Source organism: Aliidiomarina quisquiliarum (assembly GCF_023922585.1).
Lineage (GTDB): Bacteria > Pseudomonadota > Gammaproteobacteria > Enterobacterales > Alteromonadaceae > Aliidiomarina > Aliidiomarina quisquiliarum.
Genome location: NZ_JAMFTN010000020.1, coordinates 230,445 through 243,594 on the forward strand (window position 1 = coordinate 230,445; position 13,150 = coordinate 243,594).

General features: G+C 48.1%; 11 protein-coding genes, 2 pseudogenes and 1 riboswitch. Of the genes and pseudogenes, 10 read left to right on the forward strand and 3 right to left on the reverse strand.

Going from position 1 to position 13,150, the window contains the following annotated elements; genetic code table 11:
* Positions 1 to 8 precede the first annotated feature (8 nt).
* From M1L23_RS07930 to proB, 8 genes and pseudogenes are all read left to right on the forward strand, one after another.
* Positions 9 to 722 (forward strand): copper resistance protein B, encoded by a 714-nt coding sequence (locus M1L23_RS07930; RefSeq protein ID WP_252626798.1) that lies wholly within the window; start codon positions 9 to 11, stop codon positions 720 to 722.
* Between the two features lie 15 nt (positions 723 to 737).
* Positions 738 to 1,106, forward strand: coding sequence for a copper resistance CopC family protein (locus tag M1L23_RS07935; protein WP_126808337.1), 369 nt, complete (start codon positions 738 to 740; stop codon positions 1,104 to 1,106).
* A gap of 103 nt (positions 1,107 to 1,209) precedes the next feature.
* Positions 1,210 to 2,019 carry a copper resistance D family protein gene (locus M1L23_RS07940; protein WP_252626799.1) on the forward strand — a complete coding sequence of 270 codons (810 nt, stop codon included), beginning with the start codon at positions 1,210 to 1,212 and terminating at the stop codon, positions 2,017 to 2,019.
* A 180-nt stretch (positions 2,020 to 2,199) separates the two neighbouring features.
* Positions 2,200 to 3,216 (forward strand): ArsJ-associated glyceraldehyde-3-phosphate dehydrogenase, encoded by a 1,017-nt coding sequence (locus M1L23_RS07945; protein WP_252626809.1) that lies wholly within the window; start codon positions 2,200 to 2,202, stop codon positions 3,214 to 3,216.
* Positions 3,217 to 4,449: an organoarsenical effux MFS transporter ArsJ gene (gene arsJ / locus M1L23_RS07950; protein ID WP_252626800.1), complete on the forward strand. Its 1,233-nt coding sequence runs from the start codon at positions 3,217 to 3,219 to the stop codon at positions 4,447 to 4,449. It begins immediately after the preceding gene.
* Positions 4,450 to 4,518: 69 nt separating this feature from the next.
* The gene (locus tag M1L23_RS07955; RefSeq protein WP_252626801.1) at positions 4,519 to 6,603 is read left to right on the forward strand and encodes a S9 family peptidase; all 2,085 of its coding nucleotides are present in this window, start codon (positions 4,519 to 4,521) and stop codon (positions 6,601 to 6,603) included.
* A gap of 117 nt (positions 6,604 to 6,720) precedes the next feature.
* Positions 6,721 to 7,995, forward strand: coding sequence for an SEL1-like repeat protein (locus M1L23_RS07960; RefSeq protein WP_252626802.1), 1,275 nt, complete (start codon positions 6,721 to 6,723; stop codon positions 7,993 to 7,995).
* Between the two features lie 43 nt (positions 7,996 to 8,038).
* Positions 8,039 to 9,177 (forward strand): annotated as a pseudogene (gene proB, locus M1L23_RS07965) (glutamate 5-kinase).
* Here the strand turns inward: proB and M1L23_RS07970 are convergent.
* Positions 9,174 to 9,911, reverse strand: a complete 738-nt coding sequence (locus M1L23_RS07970) for an endonuclease/exonuclease/phosphatase family protein (protein WP_252626803.1) — start codon at positions 9,909 to 9,911, stop codon at positions 9,174 to 9,176. The pseudogene proB and the gene M1L23_RS07970 overlap by 4 nt on opposite strands.
* A 167-nt stretch (positions 9,912 to 10,078) precedes the next feature.
* Positions 10,079 to 10,189, forward strand: a riboswitch (SAM-I-IV-variant riboswitch).
* A gap of 41 nt (positions 10,190 to 10,230) precedes the next feature.
* Here M1L23_RS07970 and M1L23_RS07975 point away from each other — a divergent pair.
* Positions 10,231 to 10,617, forward strand: a complete 387-nt coding sequence (locus tag M1L23_RS07975) for a hypothetical protein (RefSeq protein WP_252626804.1) — start codon at positions 10,231 to 10,233, stop codon at positions 10,615 to 10,617.
* 12 nt (positions 10,618 to 10,629) lie between these two features.
* Positions 10,630 to 10,821 carry a hypothetical protein gene (locus tag M1L23_RS07980; protein ID WP_252626805.1) on the forward strand — a complete coding sequence of 64 codons (192 nt, stop codon included), beginning with the start codon at positions 10,630 to 10,632 and terminating at the stop codon, positions 10,819 to 10,821.
* 6 nt (positions 10,822 to 10,827) lie between these two features.
* On the opposite strand, the pseudogene M1L23_RS07985 reads toward M1L23_RS07980, so the two are convergent.
* Both M1L23_RS07985 and tnpC read right to left on the reverse strand, forming a co-directional pair.
* Positions 10,828 to 11,776, reverse strand: a pseudogene (locus M1L23_RS07985) (IS3 family transposase).
* A 67-nt stretch (positions 11,777 to 11,843) separates the two neighbouring features.
* A complete protein-coding gene (gene tnpC, locus M1L23_RS07990; RefSeq protein ID WP_476726595.1) occupies positions 11,844 to 13,121 on the reverse strand; it encodes an IS66 family transposase in 1,278 nt (425 codons plus the stop codon).
* Positions 13,122 to 13,150: the final 29 nt, after the last annotated feature.

The following is a 13,150-nucleotide window of genomic DNA, read 5'->3' on the forward strand; positions in this document are numbered from 1 at the left end:
GGGTCGATATGAAAAACATTAATTTAAAAGGCTTTAAGCTGAGTTTAATCGCTGCATTGCTTATGAGTGGGGCTACTCAGGCAGGAGGTGGCGATGACCCGCTGTTAACCAAGGTAATGCTCGATGAAGTAGAAAGGGGATTGGACTCGAATGATCCAACAAGCTTTAAGCTTCAGGCATGGGTAGGTAAAGATTTAAATAAGCTTTGGCTTAAATCAAGGGGCGATTATCAGAATAGTGATGACAAAGAGCTTGAAATACAAGCACTCTATAGTCGTGCGATAGCTCCCTATTGGGACGCACAAATGGGTATTAGAGTTGATCTTGAACCATCGCCTTCACGCAACTGGGCGGTGCTGGGTATTCAGGGCTTGGCACCTTATTTTTTCGAGATCGATGCTGCGCTTTTCATTGGTGAAGAGGGTCGCACTGCCATGCGCGTAACTGCCGAGTATGAAATGTTGCTGACTCAAAAGCTTATTTTAAGCCCTGAGGTAAAAATGAATTTATACGGTAAAAATGATGCCGTATTAGGTATTGGCTCGGGCCTTTCCGATATAAGTGCTGGGCTACGGCTGCGCTACGAAATTAAACGTGAATTCGCCCCATATATTGGCGTGGAATGGGCACGCAAATTTGGTAACACAGCGGAGTTTGCTCGAAATGAAGGCAAAAAAGTTGAAGGCACGCAAGTCGTCATTGGTCTGAAGGCATGGTTCTAACATAAGGGAAATACAATGAGATTATTTCAAGTAATAGTATTAGTTATAGGTTTTGCACTTACGAGTTCGGCATGGGCACATGTGGGCTTGAACAACTCAAACCCAGCTAATGGTGCCATGCTCAATGAAGCACCTAGCAAGCTGGAATTAACTTTCTCAGGGCCTGCACGGTTAATTCAGCTTACCCTGAAAGACAAAGCTGAAAATGAGATTGCCTTAACTTTGCCATCGAGACGACAAAGCGCAACACAGTTTTCAATTCCGCTGCCCGAATTAGATGCTTCGGAATACACCGTAAGCTGGATGATTATGGGTGAAGACACCCATAAAATGGAGGGGGAATTTACCTTTATGGTGCATGGCGTGCATATGAAGCACCATTAAGAGGGAGTAATAAACCATGTTGCTGTCTGGCTTTGTAGTCATGGCATTGCTTGCTAAATGGGTGGTGTATATAAGCTTTGCTGCAGTTGTAGGTGGTCTTTTCATGCTAAATCTAGTCCGTCAGCAACCTAAAGAAGCTGCTGTGCTGCGGCATTACATAGCTAGCGGCGCAGCACTTGGGTTAGTAGCTGTAGCGGTAAACTATTTGGCGCAAGTAGGTTCATTTGCGGGCGACGGTGTTGCCGGAATGTTCGATGGCTTTATGCATGAATTACTATGGTTTAGCCCTATTGGCGAGTCGGTGTTGTGGCGTGTTGCAGGCTTTGGTTTAGTGTTACTTGGCAGCAGGTTAATACTCAGTACCACACTAAAAATAAGGCAACTTGCGTGGGCCATAGTACTTAGCGGAACGGTGCTGCTGGCTACTGCATTTAGCACACTAGGGCATAGCACTGAACTTAATTTCTTCTCCCAAAGCATGGTGTTCTTGCATGTGGTTATTATTGGTAGTTGGGTGGGAGCTTTTTATCCACTATGGCGCCTGTGCTCAGTAGCTAATGTAAAAGAGTTGCAGCTAATAATGGACAAATTTGGTCAGCTAGGTATTGGCATAGTGGCTTTAGTGGTTGTGTCTGGCGGCAGTTTATTGTGGCAATTTTTTGATAAACCTAGCGAATTTATAACTAGTGGTTATGGCCAAGCGATGCTGTTAAAGCTAAGTTTGGTATGCGTGATTTTACTTATTGCAGCCCGACATAAGTTTATTTTAGTACCAAGTTTAACAAATCAAAACAATCGGATAGCTGCCCGAAAATTGCAAAAATCAATCGCCTTAGAGGTTGTCGTGGGGATATTGATTTTGGCTACAACTGCGGTGCTATCAAGTGTTTTAGGGCCCGTTAGCTTGAGTTAACTCACGTTCAGTAATATTGATTAAAATAAACTGTAAGAAAACACCTACTGGTAACGACAAATAGTTGTAGTACCCTAGCTTACCCGCTGACGCTGCACATAAGCTTTACCGTGCCGATGGCTTTTCGAAGTTAAAGGAAGTTGTTGAAGAGGCCGCACTGTTATTAATTGTAGAAGTGGAATAACCATGAAAGTAGGTATTAACGGCTTTGGCCGCATGGGGCGGCTTACCATGCGCGCTCTTTTTAACCACAGTAGCGTCGAAATTGTGCACATTAACGACCCGGCTGGTGATGCCGCAACCCTAGCGCACTTATTAAACTTTGACTCCATTCATGGCCGTTGGAGCCATGAAGCAACAGCCGATGGTAATGCCATGCTCATTGGCAGCCAGAGAATAAAGGTGAGCCAGAATAAAGCCATAGCTGAAACCGACTGGTCGGGCTGCGACCTGGTTATTGAAGCTTCAGGCAAAATGAAAACCAAAGCCGTGCTGCAAGCTTATCTAGATCAAGGCGTGAAGCGTGTGGTGGTTACCGCGCCGGTAAAAGAAGAAGGCGTGCTTAATATTGTTATGGGGGTGAACGATCACCTTTACGATGCCAAGCAGCACCCAATTGTTACCGCCGCTTCTTGCACCACCAACTGCCTAGCGCCGATTGTGAAAGTGCTGCAAGAGTCGCTCGGTATTCAACATGGCTCAATGACCACCATTCACGATATTACCAACACGCAAAATATTCTCGATGCGCCCCACAAAGACTTACGCCGAGCGCGTGCCTGTGGCATGAGCCTAATTCCAACCACCACCGGCTCGGCAACGGCTATTACGCACATTTTCCCTGAACTAAAAGGCAAGCTGAATGGGCATGCCATTCGTGTTCCGGTGGCGAACGCGTCGATTACCGACTGCGTATTTGAAATGGCGCGCGAAACCACGACGCAAGAAGTGAACGCGCTGATGAAAGCCGCCGCTGAAGGCGAGCTAAAAGGCATTTTAGGCTACGAAGAGCGGCCATTAGTTTCCATTGATTACAAAACTGATCCACGCTCGAGCATTGTCGACGCACTTTCAACCATGGTAGTGAATGGCACCATGGTGAAAATTTATGCTTGGTACGACAACGAATGGGGCTATGCCAACCGCACCGCTGAATTGGTGTTAAAGGTAGGGCTGCCAAAAGTAGGGAATGCATAAATGCTAAGCCAGTTGTCGCCGGCAGTGCGCCAATACTTGGTGGTAACCGGCAATTACTGGGCCTTTACATTAACCGACGGCGCCTTGCGCATGTTGGTGGTGCTGCACTTCCATAGTTTAGGTTACACGCCCCTTCATATTGCTTTATTGTTTTTGTTCTACGAACTCTTTGGTGTGGTAACAAACCTAGTCGGTGGCTGGTTAGGTGCCCGCATTGGGCTAAATCGCACCATGAATATTGGCTTAGGGTTACAAGTTGTTGCTCTCGCAATGCTGCTAGTGCCGACCACCTGGCTAACGGTGCTTTGGGTGATGGCGGCGCAGGCACTTTCAGGCATTGCCAAAGACCTCAACAAAATGAGCGCGAAAAGTTCGATTAAGTTACTGGTGCCAAGCGACGCTCAAGGGCGGTTGTATCAATGGGTGGCGACGCTTACCGGCTCTAAAAATGCGCTGAAAGGCGTTGGGTTCTTTTTAGGTGGCACATTACTGATGCTGCTGGGTTTTAAACTTGCCATTGGTGCAATGGCTATTGCGTTGGCGCTCGTGTGGTTACTGAGCTTGGTATTGCTGAAAGACGATTTAGGCAAAGCCCAACACAAACCCAAATTTAGCGAAGTGTTTTCACAAAGCCGGGCGGTGAACATTCTTTCTGCAGCGAGAATGTTTCTATTCGGTGCTCGAGATGTGTGGTTTGTGGTGGCGTTACCGGTTTTTCTTTCCCAGTCGTTAGGTTGGAACCATAGCCAAACCGGTGGGTTTTTAGCGCTGTGGGTGATTGGTTACGGCATAGTGCAAACACTGGCGCCCAGAGTCACAGGTAAGGCAGCAGGCACATTACCCGACGGCCGAACCGCTACCTTATGGGTGCTATTACTCACCTTACTGCCGGGGTTTATTGCCCTTGGGCTTATGCTAGAACTGAACCCAGCAACGGTTTTAATCAGTGGTTTACTGCTGTTTGGTGCTGTGTTCGCAATCAATTCCTCGCTCCACAGCTATTTAATTATTAGCTATGCCAAAGAAGACGGCGTTTCCATGGACGTAGGCTTTTACTATATGTCGAACGCCATGGGCCGCTTGCTGGGGACTATACTTTCCGGCTTTGTGTTTCAGTGGGCAGGCCAAGGCAGCAGTGGCATGCAAGCCTGCCTGTGGATTTCATTTATATTTTTACTGCTAGCAACACTTATTTCAATAAAGCTACCGCGAACAAAACCGAGTAAGGCCTAGTCCGATGACTGCCTAGCCGTTAGGTAGGGTATATTGGGCCACGCGAAAATAATAAAGGGAGCGATTTTAATGTTAAAACGAATGATTACGCTAACGCTGGTAAGCGGTTTGTTGTCAGCGCCGGCACTGGCGTGGCAACAGCCAAGCACAGCTATAGCTTCGCCTGCTGCACCAACCACCTTTGTGGCGGAAGATATTTTCAACCTTGAATATGCCAGCGACCCGCAAATATCGCCCTATGGCCAGTGGGTTGTATATACGCGCAATAGTTTCGACATAATGAACGACAACACTAAGCGTAGCTTATGGTTACTTAACACCAAAACCAGCGAGCACACGCCGCTATTTGCCGACGGAGCCAGCTATGGCAATGCTACTTGGTCGCCAGATGGAAGCCGCTTAGCCTTTACGTCGAACCGCGATGGTCGCAACCAAATTCATGTGCATTTCATTGCGCAAAACACCACCGCTGCTATTACCGAAGTGCAAAAAAGCCCAAGTGATTTGAGCTGGTCGCGCGATGGCCGTCAAATTGCGTTTACTATGAATGTGGCCGCGCCTAAAACGACCTTTGCTGCTTCGGTTTATACTCCGAGCAAGCCAAAGGGTGCACAGTGGGCGCAACCTGCCAATGTTGTTGAGCGCACTTACTACCAGCGCGACGGTGCAGGTATTTTGCCAAACGAATATCGCCAACTGTTTGTGGTTCCAAGCGACGGTGGCACAGCACGGCAGTTAACCGCAGGCGCCTTTAAGCATGAAGGGCCGCTGGTATGGCGTGCCGATAGCAGTGCACTAATATTTACCGGCAACCGCGACGAAAGCTGGGAATACCAACCTTCGGAATCAGACTTATGGCAGGTGAATATACAAACTGCAGAGCTCACTCAACTAACTGACTTACCAGGTAGTGAATATTCGGCAACCTTGTCTGATAACGGCCAGAAACTGGCATTTTTATACCGCACAAATGCGCAAGTGCCATACCAAAATACCAAGCTACGCATTCTTGATTTGAACTCGAATAAGCAACAAGAACTACTAAGCGACTTCGACCGCTCGGTTGAAAATCCACAGTGGATTAACAACCGGAGCTTAGCCATTCAATATGCTGATCGTGGTTTAGTGAAGTTGGCTGAAGTGAGCACCAGAGACCGCCTTAAAACCGGCGTTGAAGACGTCGGCGGCGTGTATATTGGCCGCCCTTACGTGAGTGGTTCATATTCTATTGCCAGCAAGTCGGGGCAGGTCGCTTATACACAGGCAAGCTCGTATCGCCCAGCCGACGTTGCCATACTAAGCTCAGTGTCGAGCACGCGCGCAGAAACCTTAACGGCCCTAAACGAAGACGTATTAGGCCAGCGCGAGCTAGGGAAAGTGCATGGCATTACTTACAAGTCGAGTTTTGACGGCACGGAAATTGAAGGGTGGTACATTACCCCGCCAAACTTTGATGCGACAAAAAAATACCCACTGTTATTAGAAATTCATGGTGGCCCGCACTTGGCCTATGGCCCGATGTTTGCCGCCGAGCTGCAACGCTATGCGGCGGCGGGCTACATTGTTTTTTACGATAACTACCGTGGCAGCACCAGCTATGGCACTGAACACGCCATGAAGCTAGACGGTTTTTATGCCTCAGACCGTGACTTTGCCGACCATATGTCGGGTGTCGATGCGCTGATTGCAACCGGCATGATTGACGAAAACAATCTGTTTATCGCTGGTGGCTCGGCAGGTGGTATCGCTACGACCTATGCTGTGGGTTTAACCAACCGCTTTAATGCCGCGGCTGCTACCAACCCAGTGATTAACTGGATTAGTAAAACCCTAACCGCCGACAGCTATATGGGGCAAATTGCCAACCAATTCCCAGGTATGCCGTGGGAGCATTACGAGCACTACTGGCAGCGTTCGCCGCTGTCGCTGGTGGGCAATGTAACAACACCGGTAATGTTATTTAGCGGTGAAGACGACCGCCGCGTTCCTATGTCTGAAATAGAACAGTTTTACCAAGCACTGCAATTACAGAAAGTGGACAGCGCCATGGTGCGCGTGCCGGATACGGCACACGGTGTGTCGGCGCGCCCTTCGAATATGATCTCAAAAGTGGAGCATACGTTGGCATGGTTTAAGCTGTATATGAAGCATTAAGTGATAGCACCTGGTTGTACCGCAACTTCTGCATTTTAACTGGTATAGAAAGCTATTGGCGGTTAACATAAATGCAACTTTAAATGGAAGTTGCGGTTGAGCTATAAAGGGGCAGTCATGAAAAGCATTTTACAGGTTTCGTTCTTCTTACTCATACTCTCACTGAGTGTTCAACATCATGTGCGCGCTGAAGAAACGCAGCAGCAAGAAGAAGTTCAGATAGAGTGGGTAATAGCGCAAGCAGAAGAGGGTGATGCTGATGCCCAAAACTACTTAGCAACCGCTTACTTGCTTGGTAAAGAATTAGAGCAAGATGACACGCAAGCTGCCCATTGGTTCAAGCTGGCTGCAGCGCAGGGCAACCCTAATGCGCAAGTAAACCTAGCAAGTTTGTACTTGAATGGGCGCGGGCTGGAAAAAGACGAGGTGAAAGCCGCACAGCTGTACAAGCTTTCAGGGCAACAAGGTGTCGAGGTTGCGCAAGTGAGTTTAGCTGGCATGTTTTTAGTTGGCCAAGCCGTAGCGCAAGATGATGCACAAGCGGCTCATTGGTATGGTTTAGCGGCGGAGCAAGGGAATGCCGTTGCGCAGATTAACTTAGGCTGGATGTTCGACGTTGGTCGGGGTGTTGTGCAGGATGATGCGCAAGCAGCCCATTGGTATGAGCGTGCGGCGGTACAAGGACATGCAACAGCACAAGCCAATATAGCTTTAATGTATGAAGCGGGGCGTGGGGTAGCGCAAAGCTTTGAACAAGCGGCGCACTGGTATGGCTTAGCGGCAGAGCAAGGGGTTGTTTTTGCGCAGTCGAATTTGGGTGGCTTTTACCAGCGCGGAAGTGGTGTTGATCAGGACGATGCACAGGCTGCATATTGGTATAACTTGGCTGCTGAGCAAGGTGAGGCCGTTGCACAAATAAATTTAGGTTGGATGTATCAGTATGGCCGAGGTGTTACGCAAAGTGATGAACAGGCTGTGCACTGGTATACATTGTCGGCCGAGCAGGGCAATGTGGCTGCGCAATCGAATTTAGGCTGGATGCACCAAAACGGCAAGGGGGTCACTGCAAGCGACGAAAAAGCTGCTTATTGGTATGCATTAGCGGCTGAGCAAGGCGATGCAAACGCACAAGTAAACCTTGGTTGGCTGTGCGAAATGGGCCGGGGTGTGGCACAAAACGATGTGCAAGCGGTGCATTGGTATCGCTTGGCTGCTGAACAAGGCAATGCAATTGGGCAAGCGAACTTAGGGAATATGTATCAACATGGCAGAGGTGTTGAGCAAAGTGACGAGCAGGCTGTTTATTGGTTCGAACAAGCGGCTGAGCTGGGGAATGAGTTTGCTCAAGAAGCGCTCGAAAACTACCAAGCTGACGGTTCAGTGCAGCAATAATTCGTTCTAGCCCTACGCCGTTAGGGCTTTTGAGAGCATCGACATGTTAGGTCAACATTGGCAACGTATTGTTTTAAAGGTGGGTAGCGCCCTGATTGCGCCGCAAGGCCAGGAATGCTCAACCCGTTATTTATTGGCTTTAGCGCGCTTTATTAATGAATGCCGGCTACAGAACATTGACGTTATTTTGGTGTCGTCCGGTGGCGTTGCCGCTGGCCGGCATGCTATTGCGTTTCAGCACCCCGCATTACCCATTCCTGTAAAACAGGCCATGGCGTCGGTTGGTCAATACAAAATGATGAACATTTGGCAGAACCTGTTCGACTTCCATTGTGGCCAAATTCTGTTAACCCATGACGACTTTAATAACCGACGCCGTTATTTAATATTCAAAATACTCTTCGCACGTTACTCGATAACCAAGTGCTGCCTATCATTAATGAAAACGACAGCGTTGCCACGGCTGAATTGAAATTAGGCGATAACGACAACCTAGCGGCGTTAGTGGCAACCGCAGTAGACGCCGACGCACTGATTATTTGCTCTGATATTGACGGTTTGTTTTCGAGTAATCCTCGAACCAACCCGGATGCCCGCTTTATAGAGGTTGTTGCACAAATAACACCTGAAATATTCGCTATGGCCGGGGGCAGCCACCACAATATAGGCACCGGCGGTATGGTGACCAAGCTGCAGGCCGCGCAAAAGGCGACACAGCAGGGCATTGATACTTTAATTGTAAATGGCCAGAAGGCGTCTGTGTTTGAATCGCTATTAGCTGGGCAGCAAGCAGGCACTCTGTTTCAGCGCCAACAAGACAGGCTTAGTGCTAAAAAACACTGGCTACTGCATGGTTTGAAAAGCCAAGGTGAAGTGTGGCTCGACGCTGGCGCAGTAAAAGCCCTTGAAAAGCAAGGGGTGTCGCTTTTAGCGAAGGGCGTACTTGCTGTTCATGGGCAATTCGAAAAAGGCGATGCCGTTTTAGTATGTAATGAACATGGTCAGGCTTTTGTAAAAGGTACTTGCCAGTATTCGGTTTCAGAACTGAGCCGTATTAAAGGCTTACACAGCCAAGACATTATGGATATTCTGGGTTATTGCCCGCGTGAAGAAGTGATTCACAGGAACGACTTGGTACTACTGTCGGCAGCCGAGCAAAGCCAAACGCCAGCTGTTATTTAAACCGCAAACCGAGCATAAATAGGGTTGTGATCCGAAACGGTGGTGGTGTCAATGGCGGTGGCTTCTTTGAGCCATAAGTCGCGGTAGAAAATAAAGTCTAACGGGTGTTGGCGGTACGCTTTAATGTGTTGTGCGTCTTGCATGTAGGCTTGGCGCAAGCCTACACTGCGGCAAAACTGGCGAAGATATAAGCGTCGCTGGCGGCTCCATACATTAAAGTCACCCGCCACAATTAATGGGCCGTTATGGTCTAATAACTCCGCTTTTAATAACTCAATTTCCATAAGAAAATAATTTGCGCTGACAAAATTAATGGCATGCACGTTCACCACAAGCAGTGTTTGCCCATTAGAAAGCGGGTGGTAAGACAGCATATAACTTTTAAATGTGGCGAATATACCTTCACGCTTTAGTGTTAAACGCGCTTGCGCGTCAGTAAAAGCAAACTGACTGGCTGTTAGCACGCCATAAAAAGCCTTATTTGTTTGCATATTAGGCGCCACCGCATAAGACCACTTCGGAAAGTGCACGTCGGTTTGCAAGGCGAGCTTGGCTTCTTGGAATAATAGAAAAAGGCTTGGGAACTGGCTGAGAACCCGAGCTAACTCAACTTGAAAGGCTACTGTTTCTGTCAGTTTTTGTGTATTCCAACAAAGCACACCAAATTCCTCACCACGCACAATCGGCTGTTGGTGAATAAAGCGCTGGGGTGCAATGATATTGGGCTTTAACAAAACGAGCGCTTCCTGCCATAAAAAATTCTAGAGCTATCGTACCACTAAAAAGAGGTTGAGTAAGACAGCTTTCCTCTTCATCGTTACAGTAAGTGAAGTAACCGAACAGCGTTTCACCACCAAAAAAAAAGACGCCTAGACATCCAAAGGTGATTTTGTTATTATATGTTTTGCATTAAGAGTAGAGCGATGTTCTCACCAACCTGCCTCACGAGGTAAGGTGGTTTCTAAGTTATTCTTAGGATGTGCCTGTTAAGTCAGGAATATAGTAAGCATTGCTCTCCTTATTTGCTTCATTTATGCACTTAAGGAGTTAGTTATGAGTCACCCACACGATTACCAACGCCACACCGCACCTAAGGCTTATTTAAAGCGTGAGTTTGTAGAGCCTTACCCTCGCCAAATTACCTTTGCCGGCATGATAGGTTCATACCGGATATCTGTTCTCGATCTTTCAGAGCATTATCAAACCTTAAAACAAGGACTAGATGAGCCTTTGATTGCTCAGGCCATTAGCAATGATAAAGGTGGCATTCACCTCATAAGAGGAACCGTAAAGCACTATATTTTAATAGTAGATGATATTCCTGCAGCTGTATTTGACACGGAAGGACGCTTCATACACGAGGCCTCGGAGGAAGAGATAAGTACTTCGCGGGCAGTAGCAAGCATTAAAGGTAGAAGCATCAGTTTTGAGCAGAAGTAAGGATTAAAGATCATGAAATCAATTTGGAACTGTATTGAAGAGAAAGCATTTGGAAAATGGCGTGAATACTGCAAAGAGATTGGCGAGCTAGAAGCCTGTGATGCACTTATTAAAGCAAACCGCGATAAATTAGTGGCCTTTAGTCAGGCAGGCACAGAAAGATTGAACTGTAATACCCCCATTTCAAGCAGCAGTTATTCGTAGAAATTGTTATGCCGCTAGCAATAGTTGTTTGGGAGGTATGCCTCCGATGGCCGTGTTAGGCCGTTCATTGTTATAAAGCCAAAGCCACTCGGTGGCAAGCTGCTGAGCCTGCTCAACGCTTTCAAACAGATGTAAATCCATCCATTCGTGCCGCGCCACTCAATCATTTGTTCAAGTGCTCGAATGATCCGGGCGCTTGGAAGCGACATATCCACTTCAATACCTAAACCCTCACGATTGTAGTCGTCGATGACATTGAAGGTTCTTAACGCGCGACCATCCGCCATGCTATCGGACATACAATACATCGACCAGACTTGGTTTATGGCTGTCGGCACGCTCAAGGCGTCAGGTTTATCGCGCTTAATTCGACGTTTAGGCTTAATTCTCAGGTTCAGCTCTAGCTCCCGGTAAATTCGGTAAACGCGCTTGTGGTTCCATTTGAATCCCTTCACGTTACGTAAGTACAAAAAGCATAAGCTGAAGCCCCACCTACGATGACTCTCCGTCAGACGCAACAACCAGTCTGCAACCAAAGCGTTTTCACCGCTCAGCTTACTCTGATAGTGGTAGCAGCTTTCGCTAATGCCCATAACGAGGCATGCAAAGCGAATACTGATACCATGGCGCTCAATTGCTGCTCACGCCATCTCCTTGCGCTGAGATGGCTTTACAACTTTCCCTCAAGGGCTTCCTTGCGGATTTCAGCTTTAAGTCGCTCTTCAGCATACATTTTTTTGAGGCGTTTATTTTCATCTTCAAGCTCTTTCAGGCGCTTCATCATGGACGCATCCATGCCGCCAAACTTAGCTCGCCACTTATAGAACTGAGCCGAGCTCATGCCATGCTCTCTGCATAGCTCAGGAACGGGTACCCCGTTCTCATTTTGCTTCAAGATCGAAAGGATCTGACTATCTGTGTAACGTGATTTGTGAGCGTCGTTAGTAGCACACATTGACCGTATTATTTTTCTCAAGGTGGGTCAATTTTATTGGCCAATTAACCGGCCAAGATAATTGACGCTAGTGCGTAAGCTCGATATTCCAAGGCAGCAGGTGGTCGATATCATCGTCTTCCGTGATAAGCGGCCATTGCTCGAACAAGCGCATCAGGTAGTCAATCGGTTGCACATTATTCGCTTTGGCGGTTTCGACCAAGCTGTAAAGTACCGCACTGGCATCGGCACCACCATGGGTGTTGGCGAACAGCCAAGCTTTGCGGCCAATGACGAACGGATTAATGGCACGCTCGGCACGGTTGTTGTCGATGTTGATGCGCCCGTCGGTTAAGTATACTTGCAGTTTTGACCATTGGTTCAGCGTGTATTGCACGGCTTTGCCAATGATGCTGGTGGGTGGCACCTGCATTGTCTGCGCATCAAGCCATGCTTTGAACTCGCTCATGATGGTGCTTGATTCAGTTTGTCGTGCACGCCAGAGCTCATCAACAGGCTTGCCGGCCATGCGTTTTTCAACCTGATACAGCTTCTGAATAAACTTAATCGCGACATCGGCGCGGCCGGTTTTCTTTTTGCCCTGCACGGTTTTAGCGTCCACGAACTTACGTCTGGCATGCGCCCAACAGCCAGCGAGTTTGGCTTCGGTTTGCTCATAGCCTTGATAGCCATCCACCTGCAAGGGACCGCGATAACCTTTTAATAAGTCTTTCGGGTGTACGCCGCCGCGACCATCCTGGTAATCGTAGAGTACGATGTTTGGTGATGTGCCATCAGGCGGCGGTTTATCACCGCCACAACCATACACCCACATGTAGGATTTACTTTTTTCAGATTGGATAACCTTTAAGGTCGTTTGTGAATCACATCCCTGTGATTCACCCCTTGCGGGGCCAGCACAGCTGTCCAAAACTGTTCCTACAGTTTTGTCGTCTGCCCATAATACGGGCTGTTGCAGCAGAAGGTCATGCATGCGCTGGTACAGCGGCTCCAGCTTTTGACTGACTGCAACCAACCAGCGGCTCATGGTCTGGCGACTAATGTCTGCACCGAACTGCTTAAACATGGCTTCTTGACGATACAGCGGTAAGCCATACTGGAACTTGGCTGTGATGATTTGCCCCAACAAGCTCGGTGTAGCAATGCTTTTGGGAAGCATGCTTGGCGCTACGGGCGCTTGCTTGATGTTACTTTCGGTACCTTGCTGCTCACAGGTGCGGCAGCTGTACTTTAGCCGCACATGACGAATCACTTGTACCTTCGCAGGAATAAAGTCGAGCTTCTCGCTGACATCCGCCCATGCGATGCATGTCGGTGCCACAGCATTCACAGGTTTTCTCATCATCGCTGATGTCGTGGATAACTTCTTTGCGT

Excerpts from the sequence above, each read along its gene's own strand:
- M1L23_RS07930 (WP_252626798.1), top strand. The coding sequence starts at position 9 with ATGAAAAACATTAATTTAAAAGGCTTTAAGCTGAGTTTAATCGCTGCA.
- M1L23_RS07935 (WP_126808337.1), top strand. The coding sequence starts at position 738 with ATGAGATTATTTCAAGTAATAGTATTAGTTATAGGTTTTGCACTTACG.
- M1L23_RS07940 (WP_252626799.1), top strand. The coding sequence starts at position 1,210 with ATGCTAAATCTAGTCCGTCAGCAACCTAAAGAAGCTGCTGTGCTGCGG.
- arsJ (WP_252626800.1), top strand. The coding sequence starts at position 3,217 with ATGCTAAGCCAGTTGTCGCCGGCAGTGCGCCAATACTTGGTGGTAACC.
- M1L23_RS07955 (WP_252626801.1), top strand. The coding sequence starts at position 4,519 with ATGTTAAAACGAATGATTACGCTAACGCTGGTAAGCGGTTTGTTGTCA.
- M1L23_RS07960 (WP_252626802.1), top strand. The coding sequence starts at position 6,721 with ATGAAAAGCATTTTACAGGTTTCGTTCTTCTTACTCATACTCTCACTG.
- M1L23_RS07975 (WP_252626804.1), top strand. The coding sequence starts at position 10,231 with ATGAGTCACCCACACGATTACCAACGCCACACCGCACCTAAGGCTTAT.
- M1L23_RS07980 (WP_252626805.1), top strand. The coding sequence starts at position 10,630 with ATGAAATCAATTTGGAACTGTATTGAAGAGAAAGCATTTGGAAAATGG.
- tnpC (WP_476726595.1), bottom strand. The coding sequence starts at position 13,121 with ATGATGAGAAAACCTGTGAATGCTGTGGCACCGACATGCATCGCATGG.